Source organism: Nonomuraea sp. C10 (genome assembly GCF_008017515.1).
Classification (GTDB): domain Bacteria; phylum Actinomycetota; class Actinomycetes; order Streptosporangiales; family Streptosporangiaceae; genus Nonomuraea; species Nonomuraea ferruginea.
This window is the reverse complement of record NZ_VPFF01000001.1, coordinates 5,844,310-5,859,236: the sequence shown is the minus strand read 5'-3', so window position 1 is coordinate 5,859,236 and position 14,927 is coordinate 5,844,310. Positions and strand designations below refer to the sequence as shown.

Here is a 14,927-nt window from a genome sequence, read left to right as displayed (position 1 = left end):
GTGGGGCGAGGTTCAGGGTCGGGAAGATCGGTGGGGCGAGGTTCGGCGGCAGCGAAGGTGGCGGGGCGGCGGGTCACGAGCGGGCGTCGAGCCGTGGTGAGGGTGGCGGGGGCCACTTCTGGCCGCTCGTGATCCCGGCGGCCGCCGCGTGGGCCACCGCTCTCGTTCTCCTCGGCTGCCCCGTCCAGGTCGCCGTCCTCACGTGCCTTCTCGCGGCGGCCGGCTCGCCGGTGGCCTGGCGGTTCGCGCGGAGCACGGCCCGCCGCAACACCATGGTCGCGGTGCTGATCAGCGTCGCAGCCACCAGCGGTTCGATCGCGCTCCGCCTGCACGCCGTCACCACCGGCCCCGTCGCCGAGCTGGCCGCCGAGGGCGCGTCCATCACCGCCGAGATCACCCTCACCGACGATCCCAAGGTCAGGCGCCCCAAGCCTGGCCTGTTCCAGCGGGACAGCATCGTCGTCGAGGCCAACCTGGAGATCCTCCGCACCGGCACCCGCCGCATCTCCGTCCACAGCCCGATCGTGGTCTTCGCCAACGGCGCGGAATGGCGACCGCTCCTCCCGAGCCAGCGTCTCCACGTCAGGGGCCGCCTCGCCGAGCCCACCTCGCCCGGCCTCGTCGCCGCCATCCTCCTGGTACGAGACCCGCCCGAGATCCTCACGCCCCCTTCGCCCGTCCACACGGTGGCAGGAGAGTTCCGCGGCGGCCTGCGCGAGGCGGCCGGCGTCCTCCCGCCTGACCAGCGTGGCCTCCTCCCGGCCCTGGTGGTCGGCGACGTCTCGCGGCTGGACCCCCAGGTCGACGAGGACCTCAGGGAAGCGGGCCTGAGCCACCTCAACGCTGTCAGCGGCGCCAACCTGGCGATCGTCGCGAGTGCCGCCCTCGCCCTCTGCCGGCTGGCCGGGTTGCCCCTCGCCCCCAGAGCCGCCTTCGCCGCCCTGGCCATGATCGCCTTCGCCATCGTGGCCCGGCCGTCCCCCAGCGTCCTGCGCGCCCTCCTGATGGGTCTGGTGGCCGCCCTGGCCCTGGGCACCGGCCGGGCCAAGGACGGCGTCGCCGCACTGTCCGCCGCCGTCCTGCTGCTCATCCTGTTCGTCCCCGACCTGGCCCGCTCCTACGGCTTCGCCCTCTCGGTGACGGCCACAGCCGGCATCCTCCTCCTGGCCCCTCGCTGGCGCACCCGCCTCACCGGCGACCTCACCGCACATCCCCCTCCCACCGCCCCAGGCTCAGCGGTCCACGCGCCTGTGGCCCGTCCCGTCTCCGGCTCGGGCAGGAAAGCGTGCCCAGCCCCGGAGCCGGAAGACTCCATGCGTCTGGCGCATCCCGGTTCAGGGCTGGGCCGGGACGCGAGGTCGTGGGACTTCCTGGCTGCGGCGAGTTCGGGTTCTGGGGAGGGCGGGGGTGGAAGTGCCCGCGTGAGGCTGGAGGGCTTCGCGTCTGGGGCGCGTCCCGGTTGTGGGGTGGGTCGGGAAGCGGAGGCGAAGGGCTCCGCGCTTGGGGGGCGTCCCGGTTCTGGAGTGGGCGGAGAGGCGGGGGCGGGGGAGTTCTCTGCTGCGGCGAGTCGGGGTCCTGGGTTGAGGGGGTTCGAGCCTGGGGCGGGTTCTGGTTTTGGGGTGGGTGGGGCAACGGGGGCGGTGGGGCGGCGCCGGGTGCGGTGGCCTCGGTGGGCGGCGGAGGCGGTGGTGGTGACCGCTGCGGCGCAGGCTGCCGTCACCCCGGTGCTGGTGCTCATGTCGGGTCAGATCAGCCTGGTGGCGGTGCCGGCCAACCTGCTGGCGGGGCCGGCTGTGGCGCCCGCGACCTTGCTGGGGTTCGTGGCGGCGCTGATCGCGCCGGTCTGGCCGGAGGCGGCGCAGGCGCTGGTGGTTCCGGCCGGGTACGCGGTCGGCTGGATCATCGTGGTCTCCCGGTGGGCGGTCGGCATCCCGCTGGCCAGCGTGCCCTGGCCGCAGGGGATCGCGGGGCTCGGGTTGCTGGCGGTCGCCGCCGCCGTGGCGGTGGTGCTGCTGAGACGGCGGGCGGGGCGGGCCGTCATGCTGGCCGTCGCGGCCGGGGTGCTGATCGCGGTGCTCGTGATCAGGCCGATCGCTGCGCCCTGGCCGCCCAGAGGATGGCTGATGGTGATGTGCGATGTCGGCCAGGGCGACGGGCTGGTCATCGCGGCCGGTCCCGGCCAAGGTGTGGTCGTCGATGCCGGCCCCGACCCGGCCGTCATGGACCGGTGCCTGCGCAGGCTCGGCGTTCGGGACGTGCCCCTGGTGATCCTCACGCACCCGCACGGTGACCACGTCAACGGCCTGGCGGGCGTGCAGCGTGATCGGCGGGTGGGAGCGGTCATCACCAGCCCGCACCGCGTGTCCGCGCCGCAGAGCGCCCGTCTCAGCGCCGGCCTGGCGCGCCGACGTATCCCCGAGCACACCGCGCAGCCGGGCACCCGGTGGCGGCTCGGCCCGTCCGAGTTGACAGTCCTCGCGCCCGAGTCAGCGGCGGCGGACGGGCCGGGGGAGGGCAGTGCCGCCAACAACGCGAGCATCGTCCTGCACGTCCGCTGGCGCGCGGGGTCGGCGTTGCTGAGCGGCGACATCGAGTCGGAGGCCCAGCACCGGCTCCTGCGTGACTCCCTGCCGAGGGCCGACATCTTCAAGGTCCCGCATCACGGATCGCCTCGGCAGGTCCCGGCCTTCTTCGCGGCGGTTCAGGCCCGTGCGGCACTGGTCAGCGTGGGAGCCGGCAACGGCTACGGCCACCCGGCCCCGTCCACCCTCAGCCTGCTGAACCGTATGGGCGCCCGCGTCTACCGTACGGACAAGTCGGGCGATGTCGCGATCGTCGACCAGGAAGGAGCCCTCGCGGTGGTGTCGCGCGGACGCTGACCGCCCCAGAGCGGAACCGACCATCGGTCGCTCCCACGGGTATGGCCGGACTGAACCGACCACCGACCGCCCCCACGGGTGTGGCCGGGGTGGGTTGGTGTCTCTGCGTTTTGGGATGGGGGGAGGGCGTGGGATGCTGCTCGACATGGCGGGAAGCGATCCGGCACCTGTGACCTTGGTCGTCGGGGATGAGGAGTTGCTGGCGGAGCGGGCCGTAAGCCAGGTGGTCGTGGCGGCGCGGGCCATGGATGCCGGGGCCGAGGTGCACGATCTCGTCGGGTCGAAGGTGACGGCGGGGGAGCTGACGCAGTTGACGTCGCCTTCGCTGTTCGGAGACCGGACCGTCGTGGTCATCAGGTCCGCGCACGACCTGGGCAAGGACGTGATCGCGGAGGTCGTCGCCTACGCCAAGCGGCCGTCCGACGACGTGGTGCTCGTGCTGGCGCATCCCGGCGGGGTCAAGGGCAAGGCGCTGGTCGACGGGGTGAAGAAGGCCGGGGCCGAGGTGGTCACCGTCACCAAGGTGACCAAGGCGGGGGAGCGGCTGGAGTTCGTCAAGGGGGAGTTCAGACGGGCCGGGCGGGGCATCTCGGGGGAGGCCGCCCAGGCGCTGCTGGAGGCGGTGGGCAACGACCTGCGGGAGCTGGCCGCCGCGTGCAACCAGCTGATGTTCGACACGGAAGACAAGACGATCACTCCGGCGGCGGTGGCGCGCTACCACAGGGGGCGCGCCGAGGTGACCGGGTTCAACGTCGCGGACTCGGCCGTCGAGGGGCGGCTCGGCGAGGCCCTGGAGCAGTTGCGGTGGGCTTTGAGCACGGGTGTCGCGCCCGTGCTGCTGGTGAGCGCGCTGGCGGGCGGGCTGCGGTCCATCGCCAAGGTCGCCGGGGCGCCGCGCAACCTGCGGGGCGGGCAGCTGGCGAGCCACCTGGGCATGCCGCCGTGGAAGATCGAACGGGTCAGGAAACAGGTCAAGGGGTGGGGGCCGGAAGGGCTCTCGCGCGCCATGCAGGCCGTGGCCGACGCCGACGAGCAGGTCAAGGGTGCGGGCGCCGACCCCGCCTACGCCTTGGAGCACACCGTCCAGGTCATCGTGGCCAGCCGCACCGGCCGTTAGGGAACCTCCGGGCGGTCCTCGGCCTGGTCACGTCCGGTCGCGCGGCGTTCCCGCAGGTCCTCGGCCTGGTCACGTCCCGCCGTGCTACGTTCCCGCAGGTCCGCCGCGAGCCCTTCCTTGCGTACCCGTACGTCGACGTAGAGCAGGACGAGGACGGCCACCAGCCAGGCGTAGTAGGCGGCGGTGGCCACAGTCGTCGGCACGTACGTCACCACGTCCACCCACCCGGGTGTCGCCGGGACCTGGCCGAGAAGCAGCGCCAGTGCGAGCACGGCGGTGAGCCAGATCGGCAGGAGGAAGGTCACCACGATCGCCACCGTGGCGAGGAGTTCGAGCAGGAGCATCCCCAGGACCCGCGGCAGGTTGTTGCCCACCAGGAGGGCGGAGCGACGCAGCGCGCCACCGAGGCGGAGCGGCTCCAGCGCGGCCGTGACCGGCGCGAACAGCAGAGCCAGCGCCATCATCAGCCAGACCAGCAGCGGCAGCGTGGTGATCTGCCAGGTGTACGGCAGCAAGGACAGGACCTCGGAAACCACCGCCGGGTCCGCGGGAGCGTCCCCGTCGGCCAGAGGGCGAAGCCCGTACCAGAAAAAGGCTCCAAGCGCCGCGATCAGCCCGAGGACCACCAGCTGCGGCACCACGGTCAGCAGCGCGGTCACCCCGAGCACCGGCCGTATCCTGCGGGCCAGCAGGCGGAGCGCCGTGCGGATGGTCACCGGTTCCCCGGTGAGCGCCTGAACCACGAGGACCGCCTGCAGAGCCCCGGTCAGTGCGAAGACCGCCAGGACGACGGCCTGGCCGAGCAGGAGCGACAGCACCGACAACTGGACGAGTTGTTCCCGCGTGGCGCCGGAGGTCGTCAGCGGGGTGACCAGCGCGCTCCACGCCCACAGGACCAGGTCGCCCGCGAGGGTGAGGACGAGCGCGGACCCGACGAACGGGAGCGGATGGCGGCGCAGCAGCAGGACGGCGGTCGCCCAGATCTCCAGGATGTTCCGGGGCGCGAGCGGCGGTGGCGGGTGGACGGCGGCCGTCACGACGGCTCCCCGGTGGCGTCCTCGCGGCTCAGCCGCTTGTCCTGGTCGGCGAACTGCACCACGGCGAGCATCGACGCGGTCGCGAGGACGCAGGTGAGCATGGCCCACTTGACGGCGATGAGCACGGTCCACTCGGCCGGCCCGAGACCGCCGGCCGGGTCGTCGCCCGTGGCGCGCAACAGCACGGCCGCGCCGAGGATCCCGCCGAAGCCTTCGAGAAGCGCCCGCAGCACGCAGCGGGCGGAGAGAATCTTGAAGAACTGGCCGCGGGTCAGCCGCCGGGACAGTTTGACGGCCTGCCGGCCGCCCAGCCCTTTCACCGTGACGCCGGGCGCGGCGAAGGCGAACCGGATCTCCACGGCGGCGACCACGAAGAGGGCGGCCAGGAAGAACAGCGGCCCGGCGCCCGGGAAGCCGGACACCGGTATGTCCCGCTCGGCGGCGACCGGGAAGAGCGCGTACATCGCCAGTCCCAGGGAAGTCAGCAGGAAGGTCAGCCCGCACAGCCGGGCCAGGCCGCGCCACGTGCCCGGCGGGGAGTTCGCGCCGATGACCGTGGGCGCCAGCAGACCGCTGAGCACGACGATCGCGGCGCTGTTCACCGCGAGGATCGCGATCGCGCTCAGCGCGTCGGCGAACCGTGTCCACAGGAACGTGTACTCGTGCCAGATCGCCGGCCGCTCGATGACGCGCGCCAGCAGCGACTGTGCGAGGAGAGCCGGGACGGCCACCACCGCGGCGCGCCACAGAACGGCACGCGGATGGCGGCGCACCTCTGAGAACGCCTCGACGACCTGTTCCTCGGCGGGCTTCCACGGGGGCGGCGGGGGCGGCTCCTCATGTGGGGGGACGGGCAGGGCCGACAGCGGTCGTCCGGTGGGATCGCGGTCGTCAACCACGCTCCCATTGAACTCCGCACACGGCGACCCGGCCAGGGTCCCACCGGCGACCCACGCGGGCCCGCCGCCGGGTCAGGATTCCTGGAGCGCGGCCTCCCGCAGCGTGCCGTCGCTGATCTCCAGCACCCGGTCGGCCAGCGTGATCAGGTTCGGGTCGTGCGTGGCGACCAGGGCGGTGACGCCCTCGCTGCGGACCAGGGCGCGCAGCAGTTCCATGATCTGCCGTCCCGTCTGCGAGTCGAGCTGTCCGGTCGGCTCGTCGGCCACCAGCAGGCGCGGCCGGTTGGCCAGCGACCGGGCGATGGCCACCCGCTGCCGCTGACCGCCCGACAGCTCGTACGGGCGCTGGTTGGCGTGCTTGTCCAGCCCGACGAGGGCGAGGAGGGTGCGGACCCGCTTCTCCCGCTCCTCGACCGGGGTGCGGGCCAGCCGCATCGGCACGCCCACGTTCTCGGCCGCCGACAGCACGGGGATCAGCCCGAACGACTGGAACACGAACCCGATCACGTCCCGGCGCAGCGCCAGCAGCGCGTCCTCGGGCAGCGCCGTGACCTCCTGCCCGGCCACCACCACCCGCCCGGCGTCGGGCCGGTCCAGCCCGCCCACCTGGTTGAGCAGCGTCGTCTTGCCGGACCCCGACCGCCCCCGGACGGCGATCAGCTCGCCCGGGTAGGCCTCGAACGACACCTCCCGCAGCGCCACGACCTCCTCCGGCCCCGTCCGGTAGACCTTGCGCAGCCCTTCGACCACGACCAACGGCTCACCGCTCATCGGCGGGCTCCTCCCGTACCGGCCACACCCCGATGTGGTCGCTCTCCAGTTCCAGGCGGACACGGCGTTCCATGTCGAGCGCGTTCGTGAAGTCGCGGGGCAGCTGGAGCCGTCCCACCCGGTCGAGCACCGCGTACTCCTCGGCGACGATCTGCCCCTCGGCGCCCTCGCGGCGCAGCGTCTCGCTGCTGGTGCGCCCGTCGCGGATGCCGATCGTGCGGTCGACCTGCTCGGACACGAGCGGGTCGTGGGTGACGACGACCACGGTGACGCCCAGTTCGCGGTTGGCCCTGCGCAGCGCGCCGAACACCTCCTCGGACGTCTCGCTGTCGAGCTCGCCGGTCGGCTCGTCGGCGAGGATGAGCTGCGGCGCGTTGGCGAGCGCGACGGCGATGGCGACCCGCTGCTGCTCGCCGCCTGACATCTCCGGCGGCTTGCGGCCGGCGCAGTGGCTCACGCCCATCAGGTCGAGCAGCTCGGCCGCCCGTTCGCCGCGCCGCCGGCCCGCGAGCACCATGGGCAGCTCGACGTTCTCCCGCCCCGTCAGGTAGGGCAGCAGGTTGCGCGCGGTCTGCTGCCAGATGAACCCGACGACCTCGCGCCGGTAGCGCAGCCGGTCCTTGGCGGTCATCGCCAGCAGGTCCATCCCGGCGACCCGTGCCACCCCGGCGGTCGGCACGTCCAGCCCGGACAGCACGTTGAGCAGCGTCGACTTGCCGGACCCGGACGCGCCCACGATGGCGAGCAGTTCGCCCTTCTCCACGACCAGGTCGAGGCCCTGGAGCGCGACCACCTCGACGCCCTCGGTCTTGTAGATGCGTACGAGGTTGTCGCAGACGATGTGCGCGTCACCTCCGAAAGCGGCCTTCTCCCGGCCGGCCTCCGCCTCCAGCTCGGACAATGTCGGGTTCAAGACAGGTCTCCCACTCTCAGGACGGCGCTCACGTCGCGGCGTCGGCTGATGGCGGCGTGCGCGTACGCGCCGAGCACGGCGACGACGGCGAGCCCGGCGGCCAGCGCGGCCGGGGTGGTCAGGTCGAGATCGTAGCCGCCGACGGCCAGCCCGCCGGCGTAGGCGGACAGGTCGATGCCGGGACCGAGCGCGGCCGGCAGACCCAGCCCGAGGCCGAGCCCGACCAGCGCGGTGACCAGGACCATCGGCAGGATCTCCAGCACGGTGAGCCGCCGCGCCTGGCGGTCGGACAGTCCCAGGGTGCGCAGCAGCGACAGCGCCCTGGCCCGGTCGGCGGCGCCGATCACCAGCGTGATGAGGACCGCGACCAGCGCGTACCCGGCGAGCGCCACCGTCACCACGAGCAGCGTGGCGCTGACGGTGCCGGTCATCGGGTCGGCCTGGATGGCGGCCAGCGTCGCCGCCTGCGTCTCCACCCGGGCGTCCGGCACGGCCCGCGCCAGCGCGGCCCGGTCGGCGGCGCCGGAGACGAGCAGCGCGTTGACCACCGGCCGCGGGTTCACGTCGAACGGCAGGACGATGAACTTGCCCTCGGTGAAGAAGCCCGGCACCGCGGTGACCACGTCCCTGGTGGTGATCGTCAGCCGCGACTGCCAGCCGATCTCGAACGTGCCGCGCCCGCGCAGCTCGTGCGACACCAGCGCGGGGATGCCGGAATCGGCCGCGGGCGGCGCGGGCAGGCTGACCGGAGCGCCCGCCACCAGCTCCCGCCACCCGGCCAGGTCGACGGCGATCACCTCGGCCCGCTCCGCCGTGTGGCCGACCTGCACGTCGGCGAGCTGTACCGGCACGACCCGGGCCACGCCGGGCACCTGACGCACCCGCTCGACCTCCCCGGCGGTGAGCTCCCGATCGGAGGTGATCTTGACCGGCGCCCCGACGGCCTGCCACGAGGCCAGCCGCTGCGTGCTCGCCACGCTGCCGGAGATCACCGAGGCGAACACCGACACGCCCAGCGCGGGCAGCAGGATCAGCACCGGCAGCACGCCGGACGAGCCCGTCCTGGCCGCCCGCGTCAGCCCCAGGAAGGCCACCGCGGTCCGGCCCCCGGCGGCGGCCCTGACCAGCAGGCGCAGCGGGTACGGGTAGCAGCGCATGGTGATCAGCGCCGCGGCCAGCGTGAGCGCGAGCGGCACCACCAGCAGGAACGGGTCCAGCCCTCCGGCGGCCGTGCCCCGGGTGCGCAGCAGGTAGGCGCCCGCCAGAGCGAGCCCGACGACCAGCAGTTCCAGCGTGATCCGCCGGGCGGACGGCCGGGCCGCCACCACGTCCTCACGCCGCTCGTGCAGCGGCGCCCGGTGGGCGACGGCGATCCGCGCGGCGGCGAACGCCACCGCCGCCACCGCCACCGCGACGGGCCCGGCGTGCACGACCGGCGGCACCGGCCCGGGGAAGAGGTACGAGAGCGCGTACCCGGCGGCGGCGGCCGGCCCGACCACGGCGGCGACCAGCACGGCGCCGGTCCCCGCCACCTGCCGCAGCGAACCGCCGCGCGCCCGCGTCAGCGACAGCGCCCGGTCCATCCGGTCGACGAGGAGCCGCACGGCCAGCAGGATCACGCCGAGCGCCACTACGAGCAACCCGCCGAGCACCAGGAACATCACGGTCTGCGCGGTCGCCAGCGCGGCGCGGAACCCGTCCAGCAGCCCGGGCAGCCCCGTGGAGACGACGGTGCCGGACACCAGGCCGGGCCGCACCTTCAGCACCCGCTCGAACTCCGTGACGGCCGCGTCCAGCTCGTCCACCTGACGCGCCCCGGTCCTGGCGGCGTCCACCGGCAGGACCCAGCGGTAGGACAGATTCCGGTCCGCGCCGCTCAGCCGGGCCAGCCCGGCGTCGGCGATCAGCGCGGTGGTGTAGTGCTCGTAGTCGAGCGAGCCCGGCGGTTGCAGCCGCGTGACGTGCAGGATCTCACCGTTGTGCGACCAGTAGTCGTCACCCGCGTCACGGGCGCGGAAGACGCCGACGACCTTCACGGCCGCGAAGTCGCTCTCGCCGAGGATCTTCAGGTCGCCGACCTTCAGCCCCATCATGTCGCGGGCCTCCGCCGACACCCCCACCTCGTACAGCGGCACCGTCTGCCCCTGCCACCGCGTCGTGCCGACGCTCCCGGGAGCCCGGCCCTCGGCCCACTCCACCCGCCGCTCGCCGTCGGACAGCCAGCCGAGATTGAGGTACGTACGACCGCCGGAACCGTTCACCGGCGTGTCGTACGTCTTGGCGCTGGCGTGTCCTGTGCCGTCGAGCAGGTCGCTCAGCGGCTCCGGCACCAGGTCCCGGTACTGCTCCCCGTACGAGGCGAACTGCGCCGGCTCGCGCAGGTCGCTCTCCGGACCCGACGAGCGCAGCTCCACGGCCACGTCCCGCTGGTAGGCGGGCGCGGCGGCCAGCGACTGGCGCAGCGCGCCGTCGAAGGCGGCCTGCATGGTACGCGGCAGCCCCGCCACGAGCACGCACGCGCTCAGCACGAGCAGCGCGAGCACGGCCACCGCGCCCCGGTGCGTCCGGGCGAGCCGCAGCACCCTCACTGGTCCTCCCCGATGCGCAGCACCCGGCCGAGGCCCTGGCGGCGCAGGTTGCGCGCCAGGACGGCCACGATCGCGAACAGCACGGCCGCCACCCCGGCCAGCAGGGCCGCGGTCGCTCCCCACGGGATGTCGAGCAGCACCTCGGGCGTGACCGCCGACGCCTGCCCGGTCAGCACGATGTGCGGCACCACCAGGCCGCCCACCACGACGGCCAGCGCCGTGCCGGCCACCAGCGAGAGCACGATGACGAACGCCTGCTCGACCGCCAGCAGCCCGAACACCTGCCGGGAGCTGACGCCGAGCGCGCGCAGGATCGTGAACTCGGCCATCCGCTCGCGGGCGGCCACGGTCGCGTTCACCAGGAAGCCGAGCGCGGCGAACACCAGCGCGGACAGGAAGCCCAGGATGAGCGCCCCCTGCAGCCCGCTGGCCAGCGGGTCGTCGCGCAGCCCGGCGGCCAGCTCGCGCTGGTCGGTCACGGTGACGTCCCACTCGGGGTGGCCGCGCAACTCCCGCGCGGCCGGCGCGGTGTCGCCGCCCTCGACGGCCAGCCACCACTCGGTGGCGGGCCTGGGCTGCTGCCCGGTGGCCAGGCCGTGCGCTTGCAGGGTCCCCCAGTCGGCGAGCAGGGCCGGCTGGTCGGGCTCCGTGGTGGGCATCCGCTCGACGACCCCGGCCACGGTGACGTCGACGACCTCGCGGTCCAGGTTGATCCGGCCGGTCTGTCCCGCCGCCAGCTTGTTCGCGGCGGCGAGGTCGGCGGTGAGCACGACCGGCAGCGGGAGCCGCTCCCGTACCGGGGCGAACCCGGCCGCGACCGGCCGCTCGCCCGTCACCTCCAGCCGCACCTCGGGCGCGCCGACCGGCCGCCCGTCGGCGCTCAAGCCGGACAGCGTGACGACCGTCGTGCCCTCCGCCGGGGCGCCGGCGGTGAAACCGCGCACCGCCAGCGGGTAGGCGATCTCACCACTACGCCCGGCCAGCCCCTTGAGATCAGCGCTCAGCCGGCCGTTCCCGGCGGCGGTCAGCGGCAGGTCGCGCCACACGCCGAGAGAGTCGGAGACGCGGACACGCAGTGGCAGGATGCGGTCCATCCGCGCCTCGACGGCGAGAGCAGAGGGCCGGCCGGGCAGTTCGAGTCCCCCGTCCGCGGGCCGGTTCGCGGCCAGCGCGCGGCTCATGCCGGCGACGGGCCGCGCCGACAGGTCGGGGCGGAGCCGGAAGAGCGCCTCCAGCTCGGCGGCGTCCAGGGCGAGCAGGACGGCCCCTTCGCCGCCCACCTCCACCTGGCCGCGGAAGGCGGGCGAGGCGGCGGTCACGCCAGGCAGCGCCGCGAACGCGCTGCCCCGCCCGGACGACCCCAGCTCGGGCGAGTCCGGCGGGCCGGACAGCCGCAGGTCCGCGCCGGCCTGGTGGCGCGCCTGGTCGAGCTGGGAGCCCCGCCAGGTGGCGGCGGTGGCCATGGACACGATGCCGATCGCGATCGCCATCGTGAGCAGCAGCGCGGGACCCGCGTAGCGGAGCGGACGCCGGCTCACCTGCCAGGCGCCGAGCGCGGGCGCCAGCCCCGGCCGCCGGGCGGTGATCCGCTCGGCCAGCCGGGACACGCGCGGCACCAGCCGCAGGCCGAGCATGCCGCCGGTGAGCAGCGCCAGCGCGGGCCCGGAGACGATGAGCGGATCGATGCCCAGCCCTCCGCCGGAGGTGCCGGTGACGGGCGAGCCGTAGTGCCGGAGCTGCCAGATCGCCAGCGCCGCCACCGCGAGCAGCGCCAGGTCCGCGCCCGCCCGCTCGATCAGGCCGCGTCCCGCGCCGCGCCCGCGCGCGGTCTGCTCCTCGACGTAGGTGCGGCGCGCGCCCGCCAGGGCGGGCAGCGTGAGCAGCACGGCGGCGGCCAGGGCCACGCCGGACGAGACCAGGAACGTGCCCGCGTCCGCCGCCGGCGCCAGGCGCACCCCGCTGGCCGCGATCCACGGCAGCGCGTTGACCGCGGCCAGCAGCGGCGGCCCCAGCAGCGGCGCCGCCACCGCGCACGGCACCGCCACCAGCAGCGCCTCGCCGCCCGCCAGCGCCACCAGTCGCAGCGTGCCGGCGCCTCGCGAGCGCAGCAGCGCCACCTCCATCCGCCGGTGGTCGGCCAGCAGCCGGGCGGTCAGCATCAGCGCGTACGCGGCGAGCAGCAGCAACTGCAGCACCGGGATCAGCATCGTGGAGCGGGCCACCAGCGAGGCGGTGTCGAGCTGGGTCAGCATGCCGGGAAGGCGGGTGACGGCCGTGCAACTCGGGCAGCCGTCCGCCTTGAGCGACTCGGCCAGGCCGCTCACGCCCGCGGCCAGCGGACGCAGGCGTTCCGGGGTGATCGCGCTCAGGTCGGGGACGGCGGTCCAGGTCGTGCCGACGTTGGTGGCGAAGCGGGCCAGGAACGTCTCGCGCGGCACCATCAACGGCCCGTACGTGGTGAACTCGCCGTGCTCGACGCCGCGGCTGAGCAACTGCTCGCCGGCCCAGCGGTCTCCGTACGGGTCGGCGAGCTGGAAGACGCCGGTGACCCGGACCGTCACCGGCCTGCCGTCGAGCCGGCCGCGCACGGTGATCTCCTGCCCGCTCTCCAACCCGGAGGCCGACGCCGCGGACAGCGGGATCGCCGCCTCGACGGCGCCGTCCTCCGCGGGCTCCGGCCACGTGCCGGACACCAGCCGGGCATACCCGTCGAGACCGTCGTAGCTGCCGAACCGCAGCAGCTCCGGCACCTCGCGGCGCTCCTGGCCCGGCATCGTGTACGAGTCGGAGTGGAAGCTCGTCGAGAACGCGGCGGGCGTGCCGCCGAGCGACTCGGTCACCCGGCCGCGCACCGCCGCGTCGAGCCGCGGGAACGTCTCGCCCGTCACCGGGGCGCTCACCGTCACCGCCACCTGGCGCAGCGGCGCGGTCTCCATCGTCCGGCGCACGCCCGCCTCGGCGATGGAGGAGGCGTACATGGTCAGCGCGACGAGCGTGGTGGTGGCCAGCAGGATGGACCCGAAGGCGGCCAACAGCAGGAGCGGCTCGCTGAACGCGCGCTTGACGACCAACGGCCCCCGCATCCGACCCCCCAACATCCGCTCCTCAGGAGGATTGGGGAGGGCGTCACCGAGGGCAAGAGCGCGATGTCAACGGTGACGGAGAAGATACGGCCCGGCGACGCGTATGTGATATTGAAACTGTGACATTGCTCTTGAGACTGTGCCCGAGCAGCAGAAAACGCCGCACCCCGTGAGGGAGTGCGGCGCTCCTATGGCCGGACCGGCGCCTACTTGGCCGCGGCGAGCGCGGCGGCCTGCTTGGCGATCGCCGACTTGCGGTTGGCGGCCTGGTTCTTGTGGATGACGCCCTTGCTGGCGGCCTTGTCGAGCTGACGGGCGGCCACCTGCTGCAGCGCCGCGGCCTGCTCGACGTCGCCCTGCTCGGCGGCCTCGCGGAACTTGCGGACCGCGGTCTTGAGAGAGGACTTGACAGCCTTGTTGCGCAGGCGAGCCTTCTCGTTCTGCTTGTTGCGCTTGATCTGGGACTTGATGTTCGCCACGAAGAAGCCTCGGTGAAGTCTAAAGGTGGTGGATGAAGCGCGCGGGCTCGAGAGAGGGCGCGCCACACGCAGTTGCTCAGGCTACCAATAACTCAGGTGGCCGCTCAAATCAACGCCCGGTTTCAGGATAACCAGTTTTCCTCGTACTCCCGCCAGTCCTCCTCGGTCGCCGCGAAGTCCACGTACAGGGCCAGCCCGTACCGCTCGCGCGGGCCGTGCTCCGACAGCGCCAGCTTGGCGCCCTGGCCGGCCACGGCGACGCTCTCCGCCGCGTCGCTCCACGGGACGCCGTGGTCGTGGTAGGCGGGGGCGCCGACGAACAGGGACTTCGACTCGGGCACCAGGTCCAGGGCCAGCTCCGCCTGCCGCACCACGTGTCCGCCGTACAGCGACTCCAGCGGCAGGCCGGAGTCGTACGTCATGACCGCGACCTGGTCGACCCGGGACACGACCTCCTGGAAGTATCCGGGCGACCAGTACTTGTCGTGGCCCATGACGGCCCTCGTGCCGATCCGCATGAGCGGGTACGGCTCGATCTGCGGGGTCGAGGTGGACACCAGGGACGCGTGCCGCCTGGTCTCGTCCAGCAGGACGAGGAAGTCGGTGTCGCCGTCGCCGAGCGGCTCGAAGTTGTAGTGGACGCCGTCGTACCCGGCCTTCATGACGGCCGCGACGCCGTCGAGCACGTTCCGGCGGGCGGCGGGATCGTCCAGGTCCAGGCCGTTCTTGACCTTCTGTCCGAGCCACGCGGAGACGCGCACGCCCGGCATATGCCGTTTCGCCCACTGGACGAACTGTGAGGCGTTCGGATACTTGGCCGGGTCGAGCCTCCCGTCCAGCTCGAAGGGACCGGAGTGCACGTACAGATCCTTGACGCCGGTGGTGCGCAGGCGCTCGGCGAGGACGCGCACGTCCTGCTCGTCGCGGCGGCCGTCGACCCACATGTGGCCCAGCCAGAGGGCGTCGTTGCCGGTGCTCATCGCCCACCCGGCCGGAGCCCCGGTAAACTGGAGCCGGAACGCGGCGGCTAAGACGCCGATCAGCGCGACCATGACGACCGAGGCGAGCGCGATCAGGCGCAGGCCGCGGCGGATGACGGTTCGGGACATCACCCGGGCATGTCACCATGAAAGACGCTTGACCTCAAACCTGTCGGAACGG

Annotated in this window: 10 protein-coding genes; 2 read left to right on the top strand and 8 right to left on the bottom strand. The window is 73.6% G+C overall.

All coding sequences use genetic code 11. The features are described 5' to 3' along the window. Positions 1-128 precede the first annotated feature (128 nt). Positions 129-2,879: a ComEC/Rec2 family competence protein gene (locus FR742_RS46010; RefSeq protein ID WP_261808758.1), complete on the top strand. Its 2,751-nt coding sequence runs from the start codon at positions 129-131 to the stop codon at positions 2,877-2,879. A gap of 133 nt (positions 2,880-3,012) precedes the next feature. Next, the gene (gene holA, locus FR742_RS26835; protein WP_187281323.1) at positions 3,013-3,996 is read left to right on the top strand and encodes a DNA polymerase III subunit delta; all 984 of its coding nucleotides are present in this window, start codon (positions 3,013-3,015) and stop codon (positions 3,994-3,996) included. On the opposite strand, the gene FR742_RS26830 is transcribed toward holA, so the two are convergent. From FR742_RS26830 to FR742_RS26795, 8 genes are all read right to left on the bottom strand, one after another. Beyond that, positions 3,993-5,033, bottom strand: coding sequence for a hypothetical protein (locus tag FR742_RS26830; RefSeq protein WP_148033509.1), 1,041 nt, complete (start codon positions 5,031-5,033; stop codon positions 3,993-3,995). The two genes, holA and FR742_RS26830, sit on opposite strands and share 4 nt — an antisense overlap. Continuing rightward, positions 5,030-5,932, bottom strand: a complete 903-nt coding sequence (locus FR742_RS26825; protein WP_148033508.1) for a hypothetical protein — start codon at positions 5,930-5,932, stop codon at positions 5,030-5,032. Before FR742_RS26825 ends, FR742_RS26830 begins: the two co-directional genes overlap by 4 nt. 72 nt (positions 5,933-6,004) lie before the next feature. After that, positions 6,005-6,703 (bottom strand): ABC transporter ATP-binding protein, encoded by a 699-nt coding sequence (locus FR742_RS26820; RefSeq protein ID WP_148033507.1) that lies wholly within the window; start codon positions 6,701-6,703, stop codon positions 6,005-6,007. After that, the gene (locus FR742_RS26815) at positions 6,693-7,616 is read right to left on the bottom strand and encodes an ABC transporter ATP-binding protein (RefSeq protein WP_148033506.1); all 924 of its coding nucleotides are present in this window, start codon (positions 7,614-7,616) and stop codon (positions 6,693-6,695) included. The genes FR742_RS26820 and FR742_RS26815 overlap by 11 nt, the downstream gene beginning before the upstream one ends. After that, complete coding sequence (locus tag FR742_RS26810; RefSeq protein WP_148033505.1) at positions 7,613-10,204, bottom strand: FtsX-like permease family protein; 2,592 nt, start codon at positions 10,202-10,204, stop codon at positions 7,613-7,615. Before FR742_RS26810 ends, FR742_RS26815 begins: the two co-directional genes overlap by 4 nt. After that, positions 10,201-13,287 carry an FtsX-like permease family protein gene (locus FR742_RS26805; RefSeq protein WP_187281322.1) on the bottom strand — a complete coding sequence of 1,029 codons (3,087 nt, stop codon included), beginning with the start codon at positions 13,285-13,287 and terminating at the stop codon, positions 10,201-10,203. The genes FR742_RS26810 and FR742_RS26805 overlap by 4 nt, the downstream gene beginning before the upstream one ends. 206 nt (positions 13,288-13,493) lie before the next feature. Then, on the bottom strand, positions 13,494-13,766 hold the full coding sequence (gene rpsT, locus FR742_RS26800; protein ID WP_148033503.1) for a 30S ribosomal protein S20: 273 nt from the start codon (positions 13,764-13,766) through the stop codon (positions 13,494-13,496). 122 nt (positions 13,767-13,888) lie between these two features. Beyond that, on the bottom strand, positions 13,889-14,875 hold the full coding sequence (locus tag FR742_RS26795) for a hypothetical protein (protein WP_148033502.1): 987 nt from the start codon (positions 14,873-14,875) through the stop codon (positions 13,889-13,891). Positions 14,876-14,927: the final 52 nt, after the last annotated feature.

What these genes read in the sequence shown, in the direction of transcription:
- holA (WP_187281323.1), top strand. Translation starts at nt 3,013, where the DNA reads ATGCTGCTCGACATGGCGGGAAGCGATCCGGCACCTGTGACCTTGGTC.
- FR742_RS26820 (WP_148033507.1), bottom strand. Translation starts at nt 6,703, where the DNA reads ATGAGCGGTGAGCCGTTGGTCGTGGTCGAAGGGCTGCGCAAGGTCTAC.
- FR742_RS26805 (WP_187281322.1), bottom strand. Translation starts at nt 13,287, where the DNA reads ATGCGGGGGCCGTTGGTCGTCAAGCGCGCGTTCAGCGAGCCGCTCCTG.
- FR742_RS26795 (WP_148033502.1), bottom strand. Translation starts at nt 14,875, where the DNA reads ATGTCCCGAACCGTCATCCGCCGCGGCCTGCGCCTGATCGCGCTCGCC.